At 67.1% G+C, this 20,547-nt stretch carries 19 protein-coding genes; 11 read left to right on the top strand and 8 right to left on the bottom strand.

Annotation, left to right across the window (positions count from 1 at the left end; all coding sequences use genetic code 11):
• Positions 1 to 104: 104 nt before the first annotated feature.
• Both HWX08_RS18290 and HWX08_RS18285 read right to left on the bottom strand, forming a co-directional pair.
• The gene (locus HWX08_RS18290; RefSeq protein WP_069257798.1) at positions 105 to 1,733 is read right to left on the bottom strand and encodes an ABC transporter substrate-binding protein; all 1,629 of its coding nucleotides are present in this window, start codon (positions 1,731 to 1,733) and stop codon (positions 105 to 107) included.
• 326 nt (positions 1,734 to 2,059) lie between these two features.
• The gene (locus tag HWX08_RS18285) at positions 2,060 to 3,367 is read right to left on the bottom strand and encodes an MFS transporter (RefSeq protein ID WP_069257799.1); all 1,308 of its coding nucleotides are present in this window, start codon (positions 3,365 to 3,367) and stop codon (positions 2,060 to 2,062) included.
• Between the two features lie 407 nt (positions 3,368 to 3,774).
• On the opposite strand from HWX08_RS18285, the gene HWX08_RS18280 reads away from it, so the two are divergent.
• Both HWX08_RS18280 and HWX08_RS18275 read left to right on the top strand, forming a co-directional pair.
• Positions 3,775 to 4,983: a DUF6402 family protein gene (locus tag HWX08_RS18280; protein WP_244122773.1), complete on the top strand. Its 1,209-nt coding sequence runs from the start codon at positions 3,775 to 3,777 to the stop codon at positions 4,981 to 4,983.
• Positions 4,980 to 5,495, top strand: a complete 516-nt coding sequence (locus HWX08_RS18275; RefSeq protein ID WP_069257800.1) for a hypothetical protein — start codon at positions 4,980 to 4,982, stop codon at positions 5,493 to 5,495. Before HWX08_RS18280 ends, HWX08_RS18275 begins: the two co-directional genes overlap by 4 nt.
• A 206-nt stretch (positions 5,496 to 5,701) precedes the next feature.
• Here HWX08_RS18275 and HWX08_RS18270 read toward each other — a convergent pair whose 3' ends face one another.
• The 3 genes from HWX08_RS18270 to HWX08_RS18260 all read right to left on the bottom strand — a co-directional run bounded on the left by HWX08_RS18270 (position 5,702) and on the right by HWX08_RS18260 (position 8,418).
• The gene (locus HWX08_RS18270) at positions 5,702 to 6,013 is read right to left on the bottom strand and encodes a high-potential iron-sulfur protein (protein ID WP_069257801.1); all 312 of its coding nucleotides are present in this window, start codon (positions 6,011 to 6,013) and stop codon (positions 5,702 to 5,704) included.
• A gap of 160 nt (positions 6,014 to 6,173) precedes the next feature.
• Positions 6,174 to 7,283, bottom strand: coding sequence for an NAD(P)/FAD-dependent oxidoreductase (locus tag HWX08_RS18265; RefSeq protein ID WP_174922828.1), 1,110 nt, complete (start codon positions 7,281 to 7,283; stop codon positions 6,174 to 6,176).
• A 154-nt stretch (positions 7,284 to 7,437) separates the two neighbouring features.
• Positions 7,438 to 8,418 (bottom strand): AAA family ATPase, encoded by a 981-nt coding sequence (locus HWX08_RS18260; RefSeq protein WP_069257803.1) that lies wholly within the window; start codon positions 8,416 to 8,418, stop codon positions 7,438 to 7,440.
• Between the two features lie 228 nt (positions 8,419 to 8,646).
• On the opposite strand from HWX08_RS18260, the gene HWX08_RS18255 reads away from it, so the two are divergent.
• From HWX08_RS18255 to HWX08_RS18215, 9 genes are all read left to right on the top strand, one after another.
• Complete coding sequence (locus HWX08_RS18255; RefSeq protein WP_174922827.1) at positions 8,647 to 9,366, top strand: nitroreductase; 720 nt, start codon at positions 8,647 to 8,649, stop codon at positions 9,364 to 9,366.
• Positions 9,367 to 9,512: 146 nt separating this feature from the next.
• Positions 9,513 to 10,001, top strand: coding sequence for a hypothetical protein (locus tag HWX08_RS18250; protein ID WP_069257804.1), 489 nt, complete (start codon positions 9,513 to 9,515; stop codon positions 9,999 to 10,001).
• 5 nt (positions 10,002 to 10,006) lie between these two features.
• Positions 10,007 to 10,822: an endonuclease/exonuclease/phosphatase family protein gene (locus HWX08_RS18245; RefSeq protein ID WP_069257805.1), complete on the top strand. Its 816-nt coding sequence runs from the start codon at positions 10,007 to 10,009 to the stop codon at positions 10,820 to 10,822.
• A 141-nt stretch (positions 10,823 to 10,963) separates the two neighbouring features.
• Entirely contained in the window at positions 10,964 to 11,611 is a 648-nt protein-coding gene (locus HWX08_RS18240) for a LysE family translocator (RefSeq protein ID WP_174922826.1), read from the top strand.
• A gap of 234 nt (positions 11,612 to 11,845) precedes the next feature.
• The gene (locus tag HWX08_RS18235; RefSeq protein WP_069257807.1) at positions 11,846 to 12,616 is read left to right on the top strand and encodes a ferredoxin--NADP reductase; all 771 of its coding nucleotides are present in this window, start codon (positions 11,846 to 11,848) and stop codon (positions 12,614 to 12,616) included.
• A 415-nt stretch (positions 12,617 to 13,031) separates the two neighbouring features.
• Complete coding sequence (rqpS, locus tag HWX08_RS18230; RefSeq protein ID WP_069257808.1) at positions 13,032 to 13,847, top strand: quorum system sensor histidine kinase RqpS; 816 nt, start codon at positions 13,032 to 13,034, stop codon at positions 13,845 to 13,847.
• Between the two features lie 7 nt (positions 13,848 to 13,854).
• Positions 13,855 to 14,511 carry a response regulator transcription factor RqpR gene (rqpR, locus tag HWX08_RS18225; RefSeq protein WP_107312671.1) on the top strand — a complete coding sequence of 219 codons (657 nt, stop codon included), beginning with the start codon at positions 13,855 to 13,857 and terminating at the stop codon, positions 14,509 to 14,511.
• A gap of 252 nt (positions 14,512 to 14,763) precedes the next feature.
• Positions 14,764 to 16,170: a branched-chain amino acid transporter BcaP gene (gene bcaP, locus HWX08_RS18220; protein WP_174922825.1), complete on the top strand. Its 1,407-nt coding sequence runs from the start codon at positions 14,764 to 14,766 to the stop codon at positions 16,168 to 16,170.
• Between the two features lie 166 nt (positions 16,171 to 16,336).
• Complete coding sequence (locus HWX08_RS18215; protein ID WP_174922824.1) at positions 16,337 to 17,362, top strand: XdhC family protein; 1,026 nt, start codon at positions 16,337 to 16,339, stop codon at positions 17,360 to 17,362.
• A 102-nt stretch (positions 17,363 to 17,464) separates the two neighbouring features.
• Here HWX08_RS18215 and HWX08_RS18210 read toward each other — a convergent pair whose 3' ends face one another.
• The 3 genes from HWX08_RS18210 to fliK form a co-directional block, all read right to left on the bottom strand.
• The gene (locus HWX08_RS18210) at positions 17,465 to 18,199 is read right to left on the bottom strand and encodes a PepSY-associated TM helix domain-containing protein (protein ID WP_174922823.1); all 735 of its coding nucleotides are present in this window, start codon (positions 18,197 to 18,199) and stop codon (positions 17,465 to 17,467) included.
• 269 nt (positions 18,200 to 18,468) lie between these two features.
• On the bottom strand, positions 18,469 to 18,786 hold the full coding sequence (locus tag HWX08_RS18205; protein WP_006477526.1) for an EscU/YscU/HrcU family type III secretion system export apparatus switch protein: 318 nt from the start codon (positions 18,784 to 18,786) through the stop codon (positions 18,469 to 18,471).
• Positions 18,783 to 20,144 carry a flagellar hook-length control protein FliK gene (gene fliK / locus HWX08_RS18200; RefSeq protein WP_175807104.1) on the bottom strand — a complete coding sequence of 454 codons (1,362 nt, stop codon included), beginning with the start codon at positions 20,142 to 20,144 and terminating at the stop codon, positions 18,783 to 18,785. Before fliK ends, HWX08_RS18205 begins: the two co-directional genes overlap by 4 nt.
• Positions 20,145 to 20,547 lie beyond the last annotated feature (403 nt).

Genomic DNA, 20,547 nt, shown 5'->3' with positions numbered 1-20,547 from the left:
TCTCGGATTTTCTTGTGGGAAATGTGCGACCGGCGACGGGAAGCTTTTGGCCTCCCGCCGCCGGATGAATTGGCCGGTCTTCTCGACAGCTTACGACAGGCGCGTTACTTCACGCTAACACCGTCGAAACGGGCATAGCCGAGCGGCTCGATACGCATGTCGACCACGTTCTTGCGAACCGGCTGGTAGACCGTCGAGTTCGCGATCGGCGAGAACGGCAGCTGTTGCGCGAAGATCTGCTGGGCCTGCGTGTAGAGCTTCGTGCGCGCATCCTGGCCCGTCGTCGTGCGGCCCTTCTGGACCAGCTCGTCGAACGGCTTGTAGCACCAGTGCGAGAAGTTGTTGCCCTTGATCGCCTCGCAGCCGAGCAGCGTGCCGAGCCAGTTGTCCGGATCGCCGTTGTCGCCCGTCCAGCCGATCAGCATCGTGTCCTGCTCGCCCGTGTGCGCACGCTTGATGTACTCGCCCCACTCGTACGTGACGATCTTCGCCTTCACGCCGATCTTCGCCCAGTCGGCCTGGATCATCTCGGCCATCAGACGCGCGTTCGGGTTGTATGCGCGCTGCACGGGCATCGCCCACAGCGTGATATCGAAACCGTTCGGATAGCCGGCCTTCGCGAGCAGCGCCTTCGCCTTCGCGGTGTCGTACGCGGCCATCTTCAGGTTCCTGTCGTACGACCATTGGGTCGGCGGCATCGGCGCGTTCGCAGCCTGGCCGGCGCCCTGGTAGACGGACTCGAGGATCGCCTTCTTGTTGATCGCCATGTCGAGCGCCTGACGCACTTCGAGCTTGTCGACCGGCTTGTGCTCGACGTTGTACGCGAGGTAGCCGAGGTTGAAGCCGGCCTGCGACGGCATGTCGACGCCCGAATCGGCCTTCAGCGTCGCGATGTCGGCCGGACGCGGATAGCTCATCACCTGGCATTCGTTGCGCTTGATCTTCTGCACGCGCACGCCCGGGTCGGGCGTGATCGAGAAGATCAGCTTCGAGATCTTCACTTCGCCCTTCTTCCAGTAATCAGGATTGCCGTCGAACCGGATCGTCGCGTCCTTCGTGTAGCTGCGGAAGATGAACGGGCCCGTGCCGACCGGCTTCTGGTTGATGTCGGCGGCCTTGCCTGCCTTCATCAACTGGTCGCCGTATTCGGCCGACAGGATCGACGCGAATTCCATCGCCATGTTCTGGATGAACGGCGCATTCGGCTCGGCGAGCGTGAATTTCACGGTGTACGGATCGACCTTCTCGACCTTCGTGATCAGCTTGTCGAGGCCCATGTCGGTGAAGTACGGGAACGACACCGGGTACGCCTTGCGGAACGCCTGGTTCGGATCGAGCATGCGCTGGAACGTGAACAGCACGTCGTCCGCATTGAATTCACGCGTCGGCTTGAAGAAGTCGGTCGTGTGGAACTTCACGCCGTGGCGCAGGTGGAACGTGTACACCTTGCCGTCCGACGACACGTCCCACTTCTCGGCGAGGCCCGGCTCGACCTTCGTGCCGCCGCGCTCGAATTCGACGAGACGGTTGTAGACGGTGAACGTGGCCGCGGTGAAATCGACACCGGTCGTAAATTGCGCGGAATCGAAACCCGCCGGGCTGCCTTCTGAGCAGTAGACGAGCGTTTTGTTCGGGATCTGTGCGAATGCAGAACCCGCGATGCCGAGCGATGCCGCTGCCACGCCTGCAATGGCGGTAACACGCAGGGTGTGCAACAGACGGTTGTATTCCATGTTTCCTCCAGGTCTCCAGATCGGAACCGGCCCGCCCGGGGCCGGCGTACGCGGATATTACTTGAGCTAACGATGTGGCAACAAGCTGGAGAAAAAACTCTTCTAGACCCCCGCGCGGGTTTTTGCCGATGTTTAGTGTGGGTAAAAAATGCGACAACGCGCGCGAGCGACAATTTCGTTCATCTCGCGCAAGTTTCGTTCGACAACTAAACAATTCGGGCGCGAACACGAAGGCGCGATGCGCCGCTTTCCCGTGTTCTGCAGCACATCATTGCGTTTTGCGAAACGATCCGTCGATCGTCGTCGAATCGTCATGGGGCGCGTCGTCACGCCGGCGCGTCGAGATCGGCGCTGCGCGCGGGCACGAACGCGACCGCGACGATCGACAGCGCGATGCCGGCCATCACGTAGTAGGTCGGCGCGAGCGGCGTGCCGGTGACCTTGATCAGCCACGTGACGATGAACTGCCCGAAGCCGCCGAACAGCATCACCGCGACGTTGTACGCGATCGACAGCCCGGTCGAGCGCACGTTGGCCGGAAACAGCTCGGCGATCATCGCGCCGAACGGCCCGTAGTAGCCCGCGAGCGTGACCGACAGCACGGCCTGCACCGCGATCAGCCGCGCGATGCTCGGCGCCGCATCGAGCCACGCGAACAGCGGATACATCAGCGCGAGCGTCAGCACCAGCGACCACAGCGACAGCCCCTTGCGGCCGATGCGGTCGGACCACGCGCCCGCGATCGGCGACAGCACCATCAGCAGCAGGTTGCCGACGATCACCGCGTAGAACGATTCCGCGTAGGGCAGCTTCAGCTGCTTCACCGCGAAGGTCGGCAGATAGCTGATCAGCACGTAGATCGTCACCGTCAGCGCGATCACCGAGCCGAGCCCGCACAGCACTTCGCGCGGGTGGCGCGTGAACACTTCGCCGAGCGTCGCGCGGCGCGCGCTTTGCTGCGCATGCAGGAACGCTTCGGAATCGGCGAGATGGCGGCGGATGTAGAAGCCGATCGGGCCGATCACGAGCCCGAGGATGAACGGCACACGCCAGCCCCAGCTGCGCAGCGCATCGTGCGACAGCCCGCGCGTGACGGCTGCGCCGACGAGCGCGCCGATCAGCAGCGCGGCCGCCTGGCTCGCCATCTGCCAGCTGCCGTAGAAGCCGCGTTTCGAGAACGGCGCGGCCTCGATCAGCAGCGCGGTCGCGCTGCCGAATTCGCCGCCCGCCGAGAAGCCCTGCAGCAGCCGGCCGAGCACGATCAGGATCGGCCCGCCGATGCCGATCGCCGCATACGGCGGCGCGATCGCGAGCAGGAAGATGCCGGCCGTCATCAGCAGGATCACGAGCGACAGCGCGGCCTTGCGGCCCGCGCGATCCGCGTACAGCCCGAACACGATGCCGCCGATCGGGCGCATGAAGAACGCGACGCCGAACGTCGCGGTGGTCAGCAGCAGCGACGAGTATTCGCTCGAGGTCGGGAAGAACAGCTCGGCGATCACGACCGTCATGAAGCCGAACACCGTGAAGTCGTACCACTCGAGCGCGTTGCCGATCACGGCCGCCACCACCGCGCGCCGGTTCAGCGCACGCTCGGGCCGGACCGTTTTGGTTGAATTCGCAATCGTCGCCATGCGTGCCTCGTCCTCGTCAGTTCGCCGTGTCGGGCGGCGCGGCATGCGGGGGCCCCGCGGCGCGCTGGTTTGCAGCGAGTGTAGAAAGCGACGGAACCGTTTTCAAGCAATAAAAAACGCCCGCCATCTTTCGACGGCGGGCGTGTTGCGGTTTGCGCCGCAATGCGGCATCGCACGATCGCGTGTGAGCGCGACACCTGGGGACACGGGCCCAGCGATACCCCCACCCGTTCGCCTTGCACGTCATTCGCGTTGTGACGGCTGAACCTTCGACTTTGTCTGATTTCCCGCCTTATTTCTTTCCATTAACTTTCATCCGATGCCGTTCCGCCTCGTCAGATCGCATGGCATCCGGCCGAGGCGCCGGAACGTTGGTCTGTCGCAACATATCTTTCTCGGACACCGCCGTGGGCAATAACAAGATTCCCTATTACAAGGCAAATAGGCTGCTGTGGAAATGGGCTCGATGCGAAGGCATCGACGGCTGCGAAATCGTTCGCGAAACCAAGCTGTCGATGGACCAGGCACCACCGCCTTTGCCGGCCACGCCGAACCCCCCCGAACCCGCCAGGCAGTCCGTCAAACGCCTGACTCACAAGGATCGTGTGAACAAATCGCTCGACGATCTTCTGGCCGTTGCAGAAGCGCTCGCGCGATTCAAAAAGTGGCTCGACACGCCGGACACGCCGAAACATTCCGAACCCACACCGACAGCAGAGCGCGAAAAGAAACAAGCAATCGCACCGCTGGATATCCAGGAGATCCCCGGGGCGATGCGGAAACTCTCGATGCCGGTATCCGCGCGGCTGATGGAACGATGGTTTGCCGGAGCGCTGAACTATTCACCGACCGACAAGGACGAGGCACTATGCATCAATCAGGACGGTCAGCCCTATCCAGCCGACATGTACGACATGAGATCCATCAAGCTCGAATGGATTCTCAACTACCCTCGTGCAAAGGTGCAATATTTGGCACTTCAACAAAGGCAGCGGTTGATCACACCCAGAGCCGTCGAAGCGCTTCGCAAGTGCCTGTCTCGTGTCCGAACCCCGGACGCGACGATCGATGCGTTGTCGCTTTGCAATGGAAACCTCGTGGAATTGCACAACCGCTTCCAGTTCCAGTTCGCAGGCGTTGAAAGTACGTTCGGTCAAAAACTCGACGAGTTCATCCTGAAGCGCCTGACCAACAGTGGAATCCCAGATGACCTGACGGGAGCGCTGGGGTCGTTCAATATCTATGCGGCAGTCGCGTATGCCGAATTCAACCGGGAGGCACGTCGCGCAACGGTCACATCGATTTACCTTTACGTGCGCGACAACTATACATTTTCCGACAGGAGCGACAATCAGTCGCAATATCTCGGGCATTGGAACCACAAGCGTGTCGTCCTCGTCCCCGCAGCGGGCGCAGCCGGAATTGCCGGCATTCCCTGGCTGGACTATCCCGTTGTCGTCGAAGGCAAACGATCTCGAGACAACATCTACTATCCGGTCAGAAACAAGTCGTTTCGCGAGTGGCAGCGACGGCATCGGCGCGGCGGCGACTTCATTATCTTCTCTGACTATCGCTGCGTAACCCTCCCCCAACCTATCGAGATCGTGTTTTCGTGAGTACCGCCGGAGAATCCACAAGTATCGGTACGCTCGTCCTGTTATTGGCGAGCATGGTTATCGTGATTGCATCGATCTCGATGATTCGCGTGCTACGTTTCATCTGGTCGGGTCACGATGGCCGACCGCAGCGGGCCAGGCAAATGCTCTGCGTCTCGATCCGACGCATCGTCGTCACGCTCGCTGCCCTGATCATGCTCGGTATTGCATGGCGCTACTGGCAGGACGCGCGACTGCGTGCGGCCTGCAGCCCGCGAGACCAGGTGACCGAATACTCGCCTGACGGTCGCTATGTCGCGAAATACTGCTACTTCAGAGATACGATCATTCTGAGGCTGTATGGCAAAGACAATATGCGGCTTCGTGCCGAGCGAACCTACCGGGACACGTCGGGGGTCCTCGTCAGCCTGACTTGGACAGAGAACTCATTGACCTATCCCGACGGCGATGTCCTCAAGACGATCAATCTCCCGCCTTCTCTTTACGATCGAATCCTGACGCAACTTCCATAAGTCACGCGAGACACGCCAAAGAGACGGTCACATCACCCTCGCCCCTGGCAAAGCGCTTCGGGCCGGCATCGACCTGCCCTGTGTACACGTAACGAGGCCGCCCGCACAGAAACCGTTTTCAAGCAATAAAAACGCCCGCCGTCTTTCGACGGCGGGCGTGTTGCGGTTTGCGCCGCAATGCGGCATCGCACGATGCCGCACGGGGCTCAACCCATCTTCGAGAAGGCGCTGCACCAGCCCTTCGCCGACACCTGCTTGCCGGGGAATGCGCCGCACGGGCCCGAGGCCGAGCCCTTCTTGCCCTGGTACAGCATGCAGGCCGCGCAATCCTGGCCGGCTGCGTATTTCGGGTACTTCGTCTTGTCGACCTTCGTGGCGTCGGCCTTGTAGCCGAGTGCCGTCGCGGTCGGATCGCTCTCCGCGAGCATCGGCGCATCGGCCAGCGCTTCGCGCGACAGCGCCAGCGCGGACACCGCACCAATGCTCGTAATCAGGAAACTCCGACGGGTTGTTTTCATGGGGGACTCGCTCCAACGTTATCGATTTGAAAGCTGTTCTGGCGACAGCCGTTCGACAGAATAACGCTGCGGCGAATAAATGTGCGCGCAGAAATTCCGGAGATAAGGAATTTCGCACGGCGTCTCGTGCGGCCCGCCGTGCCGGCGCGAGCCGCACGCGTCACGCATGCGACGCCATGTCGCCCACGCGCTGCGCGAGCGCGAGCGACGCGGTGAGCCCCGGCGATTCGATGCCGAACAGGTTCACGAGCCCGCGCACGCCATGCTGCGCGGCGCCTTGCACGACGAAATCGGCCGGCGGCTCGCCCGGCCCCGCGACCTTCGGCCGGATGCCCGCGTACGCCGGCTGCAGCGCATCGTCGGGCAGGCCCGGCCAGAAGGCGCGAATCGACGTATAGAACGCGCTCCCGCGCGCGGGATCGACTTCGTAGCGCAGCGCATCGATCCATTCGACGTCCGGGCCGAAGCGCGCCTGCCCGCCGAGATCGAACGTCAGGTGCACGCCCAGGCCCGCGCGGTCGGGCATCGGGTAGATCAGGTGCGAGAACGGTGCGCGGCCCGACAGGCTGAAGTAGTTGCCGCGCGCGAGATAGAGCGGCGGCACCCAGCGCGGGTCGAGGCCATGCGTGCGGCGCGCCAGCGCCTGGGCGCCGAGGCCCGCGCTGTTGATCACGCACGCGGCCTCGATCTCGGTCGGCGCGTCGCCGCCCGTGCGCACGATGAAGCGGCCGCCGCGCAGCACGTCGATCGACTCGACCGGGGATTTCAGCGCGCACACGGCGCCGTCGCGTTCCGCGTCGCCGAGCAGCGCGAGCATCAGCTGGTGGCTGTCGACGATGCCGGTGGACGGCGAAAACAGCGCCTCGACGCATTCGAGCGCGGGCTCGAGCGTCTGCGCCTCGGCACGCGTGAGCGGCATCAGGTCGAGCACGCCGTTTTCGGCCGCGCGCGCGGCGATCGCCTTCAGTTGCTTCACCTGCGCGGCGCTGGTGGCGACGAGCAGCTTGCCGACACGCCGGTGCGGCACGTGATGCGTGTCGCAGAATTCGTACAGCAGGTCGCGCCCGTGTACGCACGACGTCGCCTTCAGCGACCCGCGCGGATAGTAGAGCCCCGCGTGGATCACTTCGCTGTTGCGCGAACTCGTACCGGTGCCGATCGCGTCGGCCGCCTCGAGCACGAGCGTTTCACGCCCGCGCGCGGCCAGTTCGCGCGCAATCGCCAGACCGACGACGCCCGCACCGATCACGACACAATCCATCTGCTCCATGACGTTTCGCGCCGCTAGCGCGTCGAGGGGAGAGAAAACGATTGTACGTCCCGGTTCACCCGCGTGCCGAAGGTCGTGCCGCCGATGGCGGCGACGCCGTGCATCACGCGGGACGCACGGCCTGCCCGGCCGCCGTCGGGCGCGCACCGCCGCTTCAGAAGCCGATCGGCCGGCGCTTCGCGGCGCCCTCGTCGGCCCGGATGTCGCCCGGCCCGATCGCATCGCGGCCGTCGAGCCGCGCGGCGCCGAATGCGTGCAGCAGCGCGCGGCGCATCGTGCGCGGCGGCGTCGCGGCCAGCACGTCGAGCGCGTCGTCGCCGAGGAGGTCGGGGAAGCGCCGCCCCCACGCATGCGACGTGCGGATCTCGTCGTAGATCGTCTGCGCGATCCGGCGCGCGCCGGCCGCATCCGGCGGCTCGATCTCGTACACGTTCATCCGGTTGAGCAGCGGCTCCGGAATCGCGTGCGCATCGTTCGCGGTCGCGACCCAGATCACGTTGCCCGCATCGATCGGCACTTCCGCGAATTCGTCGATGAACGCGCGCGCGGTGTCGTGCTCGAGCAACGCATACAGCGCGCCGAGCGGATCGTACTGCGCATCGCTGCCGGCCTTGTCGATTTCGTCGACCGCGATCACCGGGTTCGCATAGCTGCCGTTCACGAGCGCGTCGAACACCTTGCCGGGCTTCGCGTTCTTCCATTGCGACGACGCGCCCGACAGGATCCAGCCGGCCGTCAGCGAACTCATCGGCACATAGTGGTAGGCGGTGCCGAGCAGTTGCGCGAGCGCCTTCGCGAAGTGCGTCTTGCCGATGCCGGGCGGCCCGAGCAGCAGGATCGGCATCAGTTCGAGCCGGTCGTCCGTTTCGAGGCACAGCGCGACCTGCTTGCGCACGTCGTCGAGCGGTTCGGCGAAATTGGGCAACGTCTCGCCGAGCGCGTCGAACGACGGCATCCGGTTCGGCTTCACGCAGAAACGCAGATTCCCCGTCTTGAGCATTTTTTCGTAGGTGGCGCGCAGTGCGTCGCTCGCGCTCTCGTTCAGGTCGCCCAGCGCCGCCTCGACCTGCTCGAGGTCGTACACCGTGCTGAAGGATGCCACCGCCAGTTCCTGTTTCACCATCGCCGTCGTCATACCAACCTCGCTGCTGCTTGCCGTCACACGATCATCAGACCCTTACGATTTCAGTGTAGCGATCCCGCATCCCCGCGCAAGCAAGCAGCCGCGTGCGTCTGCTGCTAACACCCGCGCGCGCTGCACGCCGGCGCGCCGCGGCGTATGATCGTCGGTTCAACCCGCCCGCCGCACCGGCCTGGCCGGCCGCGCGCGCGGCGCTGTCGCACCCGTCCCGAAGGTATGCCGATGTCCGTCCCCACTGCCTTGCCGCGCGTCGATGCCGATGCGGCCGCCGCCGTCGACGCGGCGCTCACGTCGCGCCGCGCGATTCGCGCGTTCCTGCCGACGCCCGTGCCGCTCGACACGATCGAGGCAATCCTCGAAGCCGCGAGCCGCGCGCCGTCGGGCACCAACATCCAGCCGTGGCGCGTGTACGTCGCGACGGGCGCCACGCGCGATGCGCTCGCCGCCGCGCTCACCGCTGCCCACGACGATCCCGCACGCGACGAGAAATACGTCGCCGAGTACGACTACTACCCGCGCGAATGGGTGTCGCCGTACATCGACCGGCGCCGCAAGGTCGGCTGGGACCTGTACGGGCTGTTGAACATCGGCCGCGACGAGAAGGCGCGCATGCATGCGCAGCACGCGCGCAACTTCCGTTTCTTCGATGCGCCCGTCGCGCTGTTCTTCACGCTCGATCGCGTGATGAGCTACGGTGCGTGGCTCGATTGCGGGATGTTCCTGCAGGGCGTGATGACGGCCGCGCGCGCACGCGGGCTCGATACCTGCCCGCAGGCCGCGTTCGTGCCGTTTCACCGGATCATCACCGAGCACCTCGGCATTCCCGCCAACGAACGGTTCGTCTGCGGGATGGCGCTCGGCCATGCGGACCCGGCCGCGATCGAGAACCGCCTCGTCACCGAGCGCGCGCCGGTCGCCGAGTTCACGCGCTTTTTCGCTTGAAAACGCATGACGCGACCCTACCTTTCGGACAGGAACGCATCGTGCGCCGAACCTGCCGCGTCGCGTCCCGTCACATCGCGACCGAAATCGATCGGGCGTAAGATGTGCGTCCGTTCCCCGCTATTGCGCGTTTCCGGAGACGTTTCATGCTGAAACACGGCCTGGCCGTCCTGCTCGCGAGCGTCGCGCTCGCCGCCCATGCGCAGAGCCCCGCGCCGGCTTCCGTCGCATGGGAGATCCAGGTGGTACGCGACGGTCAGACCATCGACACGTTCCAGCAACGCACCACCGTGGGTCAGTCCCGTACCGACACCCATCGCTACCCGTCCGCGGTGCCGGTCGGCTGCGGCAACGCCGCGCGCGTCGTGCCCACCGAGCGCTCGCGCTCGGTGACGGTCGCGCCGCTCACCGTCGATGCGGGCGCGAACACCGTGTCGCTCGCGCTCGACGTGCAGGAAACGCTCGACGACGAAAACGCGAAGCCGGCCGATCCGTGCGTGCCCGCGTCGCCGCGGCAAATCGTCGCAAGCCACCCCGGGCTGACGGTCGGCGCCGACGCATGGACCGACTGGACGCTCGTCGAGCAGCATCCGCACCTCGTGTACCGCGTGCGGGCGCACGTCGCGAAGGATTGAGCGTCATGTCCGCCGACGCCCTGTCCCTGCCGTTCGCCGAACCGCACGCCGCTCCCGACGAAATCACCGCGGTGAGCTGGAATCTGCACAAGGGCCGCTCGCCGCTCGGCTTCACCGCGTGGAACGCGATGCGCAACTGGATGCAGTCGACGCACGCCGACGTGTATTTCCTGCAGGAAGCGATGGCGCGCCGCATGCCGCGCCCGGTGCTCGCGACCGGCTTCGGTGCGCCGATGGACGACGCGGTCGACGACGTATGGCACTGCCAGGCCACCGAGATCGCGCATGCGCTCGACTGGCAGATCGCGCTCGGGCCGAACGTGTTCAAGCCGTCGTGGCGGCATGGCAACGCGATCCTGTCGCCGCATCCGCTCGACCTCGGCGGCCGCTGGGACATCTCCGCACACCGCTTCGAACGGCGCGGGCTGCTGGTCGCGCGCGCGACGCTCGCGGGTGCACGCCCGGTCACGCTGCTGTGCGCGCACCTCGCGCTCACGCGCGCCGCGCGGCTACGCCAGATGCACTGGATCGCGCACTGGATCGTGCGCAACGCGGGCGACGGCCCGCTGATGCTCGCCGGCGACTTCAACGACTGGCGCAACGATTCGGTCGCGCTGTTCGGCGAGATCGGGCTGTCCGAGGTCGCGACGCTGCTCGGTGAATCGGGCCGCACGTTTCCCGCGTTCTCGCCGGCGCTCGCGCTCGACAAGATGTTCGTGCGCGGGCTGACGCCGCTCGAATGGCGCGCCCCGTCCGGCGAAGCCGCGTGGCTGTCGGACCATCTGCCGTACATCGCGCGGCTGCGCCTCGACCCGCAATAACGTTCCGGCAATCGGTCGCTTTCGGTCCGCAATCGGCCCGACGTGGGCGCGATAGCGGCCCGGTTGCGGCCCGGTTGCGCGGCGCGCGCTACATTAACGGCTTGCCCATTCCGCCAGCGCCCGCCGCCGGGCCGCGCCGCCATGACCTGCCTGCCGATCCTGCTGCAAATCGCCGTCGTCTATCTCGTCGCGGCGATCACCCCCGGCCCGAATTTCTTCATGATTTCGCAACTGTCGCTCGCGGGTCGGCGCAGCCTCGGCGCCGCATCGGCGCTCGGCGTCGGCACCGCGTCGGTCGCGTGGGCGACGCTCGCGATGCTCGGCCTCGCGGCCGTGCTGCACCAGGTGGAATGGCTGTACGAGGCGATCCGGATCGGCGGCGCCGCGTATCTCGTGTATTTCGGCTTCAAGCTGCTGCGCGCGGGCGTGCGCCGCGACGCGGCGCCGGCCGACGCGCCCGACACCCGCGCACCGGCTGCCGCGCCGCACGCGCGCGACTACCTGCGCGCGTATCGCAGCGGCCTGTTCACGTGCCTGACGAACCCGAAATCGTGCGCGTTCTGGACCAGCGTGTTCGCGGCGATGCTGCCCGCGCACGTGCCGCTGTGGTTCAACGGCGCGGTGCTGGTGACGATCGGCGTGCTGTCGGCCGGCTGGTACTCGTGCGTCGCCTGCCTGTTCGCGAGCCCGCGCGCGCAGCGCGGCTACCGGCGCGTGCGGCGCCCGCTCGACGCGCTGTGCGGCGTGGCGCTCGTCGGCCTCGGCGCGAAACTCGCGGCCGAGCGCTGAAAACCGAAAGTTTATTGAAAGGATTCGTTGCGCCAAATCCGCGCGGCCACGGGGGTCAAGCCCGCGATCCGCGCCAACAGGGTAAAATAACCAGTTCCTCAAACGTCTGTCATCGAGAAGGCGCGTGTCCGACGCGCCGGCCGGCCGATCCGCGATCGGGCCGACGCACTCGGTTTTTTTGCCCGTTTTTGGGCCCGTTACTCGCGTTCGCCACGCGCGTCCGTTTTCAAAGCCATGAGCAAATACGACACCGCCACCGTCCAATCCGTCCATCACTGGACCGACACGCTGTTCAGCTTCACCTGCACCCGTGAGGCGAGCCTGCGCTTCAACAACGGCGAATTCACGATGGTCGGCCTCGAGGTCGACGGCAAGCCGCTCGCGCGCGCCTACTCGATCGTCAGCCCGAACTACGAAGAGCATCTCGAATTCTTCAGCATCAAGGTGCAGAACGGCCCGCTGACGTCGCGCCTGCAGCACCTGAAGGTGGGCGACACGGTGCTGATCGGCAAGAAGCCGACGGGCACGCTGGTTGCCGACAACCTGCTGCCGGGCAAGACGCTGTGGATGCTGTCGACGGGCACGGGCCTCGCGCCGTTCATGTCGATCATCCGCGATCCGGACATCTACGACCGCTTCGACAAGGTGATCCTCACGCACACGTGCCGCCTGAAGGGCGAGCTGGCGTACATGGACTACATCAAGCACGACCTGCCGGGCCACGAGTACCTCGGCGACATCATCAAGGAAAAGCTCGTCTACTACCCGACGGTCACGCGCGAAGCGTTCGACAACGAAGGCCGGATCACCGACCTGATCGCCACGGGCAAGCTGTTCACGGATCTCGGCGTCGCGCCGTTCTCGCCGGAAAACGACCGCGTGATGCTGTGCGGCAGCACCGCGATGCTGAAGGACACGACCGACCTGCTGAAGCAGGCCGGCCTCGTCGAAGGCAAGAACAGCGCGCCGGGCCACTACGTGATCGAGCGCGCGTTCGTGGACTGATCGATCCCCGAATTTGCGCGTCATCAAGGACCGGAGCGAAAGCTCCGGTTTTTTTTCGTCCACACTTGGCGAATTCGTAACAAATTGGGATCATCCCACATCAAATAGTTACATTTGGATACGCCATCGGACGGTGCTTGGGCGTCAGTGTTTTTCCTACAACAGGTTCATTCGGATTATTCACATTTACCCTTAAATGTCCGCCCGACATGACCTTTTCGGAATTTTTGAGATATTATTCGCCGCGCGTGGTTGCCGTTCGGATGAGGGTGGAAGGGTCGGATGCAAGTGTTACAGAATGTAACTTTTGTTACCTCGGCAGAGGGCGATTCTCTGGCGGCGACCGTCATCGAAACGGCAGCCGATCCACGCAGCCAGCCGGTGTCTGAACCGCTTTCTGACAGCAGGGAGAGTCATGGATACGTCGCTTAACGCGCCTTCGAGCGCCCACGCCCCGTTCCCGTCGCAACAGCTCGTGCCGGGCTGCGCCGCGACTCCGCCCATTGCCGGCGCCGCGTCGAAACGCGACGCCTCCGCCGCGCGGATCGCCGTGCTGTCCGCCCAGTTGCTCGCCGCCGACGAAGCGGCTCGCCGCCATCTGGCCGGCGAGTTGCACGACGGGCTCGGCGCCGAACTCACCGCTGCGCGGTTCGCACTCGCAAACGTTCAAACGTGGCTGCCGGCCGATGCGCCGGACGGCTGCTTGCGCGCGCTGGCGCTAGCGCAGCAGGCGCTCGACGCCGCGACCGACGCGAATCGCCGGCTGATCGACGAGCGCGCCGCGCCGGCGCTCGACGCGGGCGTGGTCGGTGCGCTGTCGTCGTGGGTCGACGCCCATGCGGCCCGCACGGGCCTGCGCACCAGCTTCGTGTGCGCGGCCGACGCGCGCCTGACGCAGCTCGCCGGCGCCGGTGCGCTTGCGGTGTTCCGCGTCGCGCAGGAAGCCTTGTCGAACGTCGCGAAGCACGCGCGCGCGACGTCGGCCGACGTGCGGATCGCCACCGACCGCACGCATCTGTCACTGATCGTCTCCGACGATGGGACCGGTTTCTCGCGCAGCCGCCGCGCCGGCTACGGGCTGGCCGGCATGCGCGCGCGCTGCGAGGCGTTCGGCGGCCGCTTCGAGACGGCCACGCCCGAAACCGGCCGCGGCACGCGCGTCACCGCGCGCTTCGCGTGGGATTCGCTGCTCGCGGTGCCCGTCGCGGCCCGCCGCGCGTCGCTTTCGTGAGGTCGTCATGAGCCTGAACATCCTGCTCGTGGACGATCACGCGATCGTCCGGCAAGGGATCCGCCAGTTGCTGATCGACCGGGGCGTCGCACGCGACGTCACCGAGGCCGAGAACGGCGGCGACGCGATGGCCGCTGTCGACAAACAGGAATTCGACGTGATCCTGCTCGACATTTCGCTGCCGGACACGAACGGCATCGAGGTGCTCAAGCGCCTCAAGCGCAAGCTGCCGCGCACGCCGGTGCTGATGTTCTCGATGTACCGCGAGGATCAGTACGCGGTGCGCGCGCTGAAGGCCGGCGCCGCCGGCTACCTGTCGAAGACGGTCAACGCCGCGCAGATGATCGGTGCGATCCAGCAGGTGGCGGCCGGCCGCAAGTACGTGAGCCCCGCGATGGCCGAGGCGCTCGCCGAATACGTGTCGTTCGAGAACGAGCCGCTGCCGCACGAGAAGCTGTCCGACCGCGAATACCAGACGCTCTGCATGCTCGCGTCGGGCAAGCGCCTCACCGACATCGCGAACACGCTGTCGCTGTCCGTGAAGACGGTGAGCGTGTACCGGTCGCGGCTGCTCGAGAAGATGCGGCTGTCGAACAACGCGGAGCTCACGTTCTACGTGATGAGCAACCGGCTCGTCGACATGGCGCCCACCGCCGGCGCGTGATGTTCCCGCCGGGCCCGAATCGTCCGGTTCGGCCCGGTTCGCCCCGTTCGTCCGATTCGTCCGCGCCCGCGGCGCGGCGCCTGCCGCGTCGCCGTCCGTGGCGCCCGCCGCGCGCGCAAGCGCTTGTTTTATCGGACGATTTCGCAGCATTGCGCTGCGCCGCAGCAGGTTTTACTCGTCAAATCGGCTAAAATTGCGGGTTTTCACTCAGTCAGCGCTACCGCGCCCGCGCGCGCCGGCGATTCCTCCTCAATGTCTCTCTTCCGCAAGAAAAACGTCGATCGCATGATCGCCGGCGCACATGCCGCCGGGCTCAAGAAAGCGCTCGGCGCGATCGATCTCACCTTCCTCGGCATCGGCGCGATCATCGGCACCGGCATCTTCGTGCTGACCGGCACCGGCGCCGTGCAGGCCGGCCCCGCGCTGATGCTGTCGTTCGTGATTGCCGCGATCGCGTGCGGCCTCGCCGCGTTGTCGTACGCGGAATTCGCGTCGACGATCCCCGTCGCCGGCTCGATCTACACGTATTCGTACGCCACCCTCGGCGAGCTCGTCGCGTGGATCATCGGCTGGGACCTGATGCTCGAATACGGCCTCGCGTCGTCGGCCGTGTCGGTCGGCTGGTCGGGCTACCTGCAGTCGCTGCTGCAGGGCTTCGGGCTGACGCTGCCCACCGTGCTGACGGCCGCGCCCGGCGCGGTGCCCGGCGTCGTCACGTGGTTCAACCTGCCCGCGTTCCTCGTGATGATCGTGATCACGACGCTGCTGTCGATCGGCATCCGCGAGTCGACCCGCATCAACAACATCATGGTGTTCATCAAGGTGTCGGTCGTGCTGCTGGTGATCGCGGTCGGCCTGTTCCACGTGACGCCGGCGAACTGGAAGCCGTTCATGCCGCACGGCTGGAACGGCGTGTTCGGCGCGGCGGCCGTGATGTTCTTCGCGTTCATCGGCTTCGACGCGGTGTCGTCGGCCGCCGAGGAAGTGAAGAATCCGAAGCGCGACCTGCCGATCGGCATCATCGCGTCGCTCGCGGTGTGCGCGGTGCTGTACGTGACGGTCGCCGCGGTCGCGACCGGCATCGTGCCGTCGGCCCGGTACGCGAACATCTCGCACCCGATCTCGTATGCGCTGCAGATGGCCGGCGAGACGTGGGTGGCCAGCTTCATCGATCTCGGCGCGGTGCTCGGCATGCTGACCGTGATTCTCGTGATGAGTTACGGCCAGACGCGCGTGATCTTCGCGATGTCGCGCGACGGGCTGCTGCCGGCGACGCTGTCGCGCGTGCATCCGCGCTACGCGACGCCGTTCCTGACCACCTGGCTCGTCGGCCTGTTCTTCGGGCTGATCGCCGCGCTCGTGCCGCTCAACGTGCTCGCCGAGCTGATCAACATCGGCACGCTCGCGGCGTTCTCGATGGTGTCGATCGCGGTGCTCGTGCTGCGTCGTACGCACCCCGACCTGCCGCGCGCGTTCCGCTGCCCGGGCGTGCCCGTGGTGCCGATCCTCGCGGTCGCCGCGTGCCTGTTCCTGATGCTGAACCTGCAGCCCGTCACGTGGGCCGCATTCGGCATCTGGCTCGTGATCGGCCTCGTGATCTACTTCCTGTACTCGCGTCACCACTCGAAGCTCGCGCACGGTCACCACGACGCGCACTGAGCGCCGCCGTGCCGCATGCGGCACGGTGCGCATCCGCGGGGCCGTGCATCGGCCCCGCGCCCTCTTCCGCCTTCCAGCCCCCTGCACGCTTGCCGCGGCCGGTTCATAATCGCGCCATCGAACGGCGGCCCCGCATCGGCGGGCGCCCGGCAACAGGAAGAAGATGATGGAAAGCGTCGATCTCGATGTATTGAAATCCAGCGCGCGCTGGCTCGAAGAAGGCCGCCGCGTGCTGCTCGTGACGGTCGTGAAGACGTGGGGCTCGTCGCCGCGCCCCGAAGGCGCGATGCTCGCGGTGCGAGAGGACGGGCTCGTGGTCGGCTCCGTGTCCGGCGGATGCATCGAGGACGACCTGATCGCCCGCGTGCACGCGAGCGGCATCGCGGCCGATGCGCGCCCGGAAGCGCTCAAGTACGGCGTGACGGCCGAGGAAGCGCACCGCCTCGGGCTGCCTTGCGGCGGCACGATCCAGCTCGTGCTCGAACCGCTCACGCGCGACAGCGGGATTGCCGCGCTGTGCGCGGAAGTCGAGGCCGGCCGCCTCGTCACGCGCACGATGACGCTCGCGACGGGCCGTGCGTCGCTGTCGCCCGCGCAGGCGGCCGACGGACTCGCGTTCGACGGCGAGCGGCTCGTGACGATCCACGGGCCGCGCTACCGGATGCTCGTGATCGGCGCCGGCCAGTTGTCGCGCTATCTGTGCCAGATCGCGGTCGGGCTCGACTACCAGGTGACGGTGTGCGATCCGCGCGACGAATACACGGATGCGTGGGACGTGCCGGGCACGCGCGTCGTGCACACGATGCCCGACGATACGGTGCTCGACATGAAGCTCGACGCGCGTTCGGCCGTGATCGCGCTCACGCACGATCCGAAGCTCGACGATCTCGCGCTGATGGAAGCGCTGAAGACGCCCGCGTTCTACGTGGGCGCGCTCGGCTCGCGGCGCAACAACGCGGCACGACGCGAGCGGCTGCGCGAATTCGATCTGAACGAAGCGGAACTGGCCCGGCTGCACGGGCCGGCCGGCATCTACATCGGCAGCAGGACGCCGCCGGAAATCGCGATCTCGATCCTCGCCGAGATCACCGCCGCGAAGAACAACGTGTCGCTGCCGACGATCCTGCAGGTCGAGGGCGCGAAGGCCGCGCGCGAGATCGCCGCGAACAGCGGCGCGGCCTGCGGGCTCTGAGCCGCACCCGCGCGGGGGCGCCCGGTCTGCGGGCGCCACGCGCAAAGCGGGCGATGCCGACCGGCCGCCTCGCGCCGGCGTGAGGCCGGCGCGAGGCGTCGATCAGGTCAACCCGGCGGCGAGCGCCGCGGCGACCGAACCGACCACCAGCACGACGCCGACCGTCCGGCGCTTGTTCAGCTCGGTCCACAGCAGCACGCCGGTCAGCGACAGCAGGATCAGCGAACCCGCGATCGTGTCCATCAGCAGCACCCAGCCGAGATTCATCCCGACGCCGCGATGCAGGTTGTTCAGCGTCGTCAGGAACGTGTTGCCCGTGCGCTTCACCGCGACGTAGCCGTTGCCGACCCAGTATTCGGCCTGCAGGTTCTGGTGCGGGCCGAACAGGCCCATCTGCCAGTGTTCCGGCTGCATCACGCGCTTGTCGCCCCACGCGACGGGCTGCGCGGGCTCCTTGCGCACGCGGCCCGGCTTGCCGTCGAAATGGAGTTCGTGCTGCAGCCATTTCGTCATCGCGGCGGGCGTCTTCGGCGCCGGGTCCGGCAACGCGATCTGCATCTCCTCGACCTGCGGCTCGCCGGTCGAAATCTTCAGCGGCGGCGCGCGGTGATTGAGCAGCACGCCCGTCACGCCGAACAGCAGCCCGAGCACCGCGCCCCACAGCCCGACCCAGCCATGCACCTTGCGCAGCCACTTGATGAAGGTCGCGCGGCGCGAACGCTGGCGGCGCGCGGCCAGTTCGTCGTCGCTCAGCGGGCGGGCCGCCGGGTGCAGCACGGTGACGCCCGCGCGGGCAATACCCGCATCGGGCGGATTGATTGTTTCGGGCGCGTTCACGCGAGAGGTTCCATTCGTTCAAAACAACGGGCGGCACGCAGGGAGTGCGCGCCGCCCGGCAACATGAAAATGAGAATGGATATCATTACATAAATCAATCGGTGGCTCAATCCGCCGGCGTACGCAGCGGCAGGCACGATCAGCGGAGAAATTCGGACGAAGTGCGCAGGTTGCGCAACGATGCCGACCGATGAACGGAAAATGCCGACGAAATACCGTTGCAAGACAAGGACAGCATTTCGTAAGAAGTCGCGCGTCGCCGGCGCCGCTCAGCGCAGCGGCGGCAACGGAAAGCGCGGTGCGGCGTCGTCCGGCGCGGGCTCGGTGCGGTCGAGCGCGTACAGCCACGCGAGCAGGTCCGCGACCGCCTGGTAAAGCTGCGGCGGAATCCGGTCGTCGAGGTCGACCTGCATCAGCAGCGACACCATCTCCGGCGCCGTATGCACGTACAACCCCGCATCGTGCGCGCGCGCGACGATCATCTCGGCGAGTACGCCATACCCCTTCGCGACCACGCGCGGCGCCGCATCGCCGCCTTTCGGATCGTAGACGAGCGCGGCCGCGCGCTTGCGGGACGTCATGCTCATTGCAGCGCCTCGTCGTCGGTGTCCCGCGCATGCGTCGCCGGGCCGCCGGCCGGGGCCGCACCGCGCGCATACGCGGCAGCGGCCGCCTGCGCAGCAAACAGGTCGAAGCTATCCGGGCCGTCGTCGACCGCGCGGATAGACAGCCCGCCCACCCGCAGCCCCGACACCTCGAGCCGCTGTCGCAACGCCGCCTCGTGCCGCGTGAGGCGCTCGGCGCCCGTCTGGTTCGCCCGCAGGCGCGCGACGAGCTGCGTGCCGTTCAGCACCAGGTCCGCATCGACCGTGCCGAGCGACGGCAACGTCAACGTGAGACGCGTGCGCCACGCGATGCCGTCGCCTGCACCGTCGTCGCCGCGCGGCGCGCGGCTGCCCGGATCGTCGGGCTCGATCGTCCAGTCGAGCCGGGCGCCGGGCCACGCCTCGCCCGTCCAGCGGAACTGGTCGGTCGCGAGCGCGTCGAGCTGCTGCCTGACGAGCGGCACGGCGGCCGGGTGCACGGGCGCGAGCGTCTGCGCCGGCGTATCCGGCGCGGCGGCGGCCGGTTCGGCCCGCGCGGGCGTCCAGCGCGGATCGGAACGCTCGCCGAGCAGATCGGCCGTATCGGGCGGTAGCGACGCGCCCTGCCGTGCGCCTGCCGGCAACGCCTGCGCGGGGTCGCGGGTCGGCGCGCCGCCCTGGGCCGGCGTACCCGGCTGCGCGGTGGCGCGCGCGCCCGCCGGCAGCGGCGGACGCTGCGCGAGCAGCTCGTCGAGCACGTCGGTCGCGACGTGCTGCGCGGCCTCCGGGTCGGCCGGCGCGAGCGCGGCCGCGAGGCGCGCCTGCGGCTCGCGCAGCAGCGCCGCGAGCGGACGCTGGCCGGCCAGCCACTGCGCCAGATGGGATTCGTAGAAGAGGCCGCTTTCGCTCACGGCCTGCGCGAGCGCCGCGCGCAGCGCCGCGACCGGCAACGCGGCGGCCGCTTCACGCGCCGCCGCCGCGGACGACGCCGCAGCGGACGCCGGCGTGGAAGGCGCCGCCGGATCGGCGGCGGCCGGCGCGCGGGCCGGCACGGCGGTGTCGGTCAGCAGCACGGTGGGATCGGCGAGCAGCGGCACGCGTCCGGCGATCGCCGGCGTCGTATCGCCGCCCGCGCGCGAGATCGCGTCGAGCACGCGCCCGACATCCGACAGCGCGGTCTGGGTGGACGCCGGCGGCGCGGCGGGCGGGCTGCCGGCCGACGGCGTGGACGACGCGCCGGTGCCCGGCGTGCCGACCTGCGAGGTCGCCCCGCCGCCGGCGGGCGCCGACACGGTGCCGGTCAGCAGGCTGTCGAGGCGGCTCGCCAGCAGCGCGGCCGCAACGGAGTCGATACCGGTCATGATCGGAGCCTGCTCATCTCAGGGTCTGTTTCCAGAGGGCCGCATAGGCGGTGCCAAGAGAACGACCGCTCGCGACGACCCACGCAAGTCCTCGCGAGACGCCGCGAAGACCGACGACGTGTTTGCAAGGCGCGCAACGCGGCGAGCGGCCGTTCTCGCGAAAACGCCCAATAAAAAATCATTCCACGGGAATGCGCGCAATCGCCCGCATGGCGGCGGCGTTCGTCGCCTGTCCTCCAAGGCCACTTCGTTCGGCGCGCTTGGCTCGGCCAGACGGCGCGCGTCACGCGTTGCCTGCACTCGGCAAGGAAGTCCCCTTGGGAGACGAGCGACTTCGGGCATTCGCACGTGCATTCCATATGTAAAACAGGCCCTGCACATCGTTGCGAATCCGGGAACGGCG

Origin of the sequence: Burkholderia metallica (assembly GCF_902832845.1) — a bacterium.
Classification (GTDB): Bacteria; Pseudomonadota; Gammaproteobacteria; order Burkholderiales; family Burkholderiaceae; genus Burkholderia; species Burkholderia metallica.
The sequence above is the reverse complement of the archived record's forward strand: the minus strand, read 5'-3'. Positions and strand labels throughout refer to the sequence as shown.

Excerpts from the sequence above, each read along its gene's own strand:
- HWX08_RS18290 (WP_069257798.1), bottom strand. The coding sequence starts at position 1,733 with ATGGAATACAACCGTCTGTTGCACACCCTGCGTGTTACCGCCATTGCA.
- HWX08_RS18285 (WP_069257799.1), bottom strand. The coding sequence starts at position 3,367 with ATGGCGACGATTGCGAATTCAACCAAAACGGTCCGGCCCGAGCGTGCG.
- HWX08_RS18270 (WP_069257801.1), bottom strand. The coding sequence starts at position 6,013 with ATGAAAACAACCCGTCGGAGTTTCCTGATTACGAGCATTGGTGCGGTG.
- HWX08_RS18265 (WP_174922828.1), bottom strand. The coding sequence starts at position 7,283 with ATGGAGCAGATGGATTGTGTCGTGATCGGTGCGGGCGTCGTCGGTCTG.
- HWX08_RS18260 (WP_069257803.1), bottom strand. The coding sequence starts at position 8,418 with ATGACGACGGCGATGGTGAAACAGGAACTGGCGGTGGCATCCTTCAGC.
- HWX08_RS18255 (WP_174922827.1), top strand. The coding sequence starts at position 8,647 with ATGTCCGTCCCCACTGCCTTGCCGCGCGTCGATGCCGATGCGGCCGCC.
- HWX08_RS18250 (WP_069257804.1), top strand. The coding sequence starts at position 9,513 with ATGCTGAAACACGGCCTGGCCGTCCTGCTCGCGAGCGTCGCGCTCGCC.
- HWX08_RS18245 (WP_069257805.1), top strand. The coding sequence starts at position 10,007 with ATGTCCGCCGACGCCCTGTCCCTGCCGTTCGCCGAACCGCACGCCGCT.
- HWX08_RS18240 (WP_174922826.1), top strand. The coding sequence starts at position 10,964 with ATGACCTGCCTGCCGATCCTGCTGCAAATCGCCGTCGTCTATCTCGTC.
- HWX08_RS18235 (WP_069257807.1), top strand. The coding sequence starts at position 11,846 with ATGAGCAAATACGACACCGCCACCGTCCAATCCGTCCATCACTGGACC.
- rqpS (WP_069257808.1), top strand. The coding sequence starts at position 13,032 with ATGGATACGTCGCTTAACGCGCCTTCGAGCGCCCACGCCCCGTTCCCG.
- rqpR (WP_107312671.1), top strand. The coding sequence starts at position 13,855 with ATGAGCCTGAACATCCTGCTCGTGGACGATCACGCGATCGTCCGGCAA.
- bcaP (WP_174922825.1), top strand. The coding sequence starts at position 14,764 with ATGTCTCTCTTCCGCAAGAAAAACGTCGATCGCATGATCGCCGGCGCA.
- HWX08_RS18215 (WP_174922824.1), top strand. The coding sequence starts at position 16,337 with ATGGAAAGCGTCGATCTCGATGTATTGAAATCCAGCGCGCGCTGGCTC.
- HWX08_RS18205 (WP_006477526.1), bottom strand. The coding sequence starts at position 18,786 with ATGAGCATGACGTCCCGCAAGCGCGCGGCCGCGCTCGTCTACGATCCG.
- fliK (WP_175807104.1), bottom strand. The coding sequence starts at position 20,144 with ATGACCGGTATCGACTCCGTTGCGGCCGCGCTGCTGGCGAGCCGCCTC.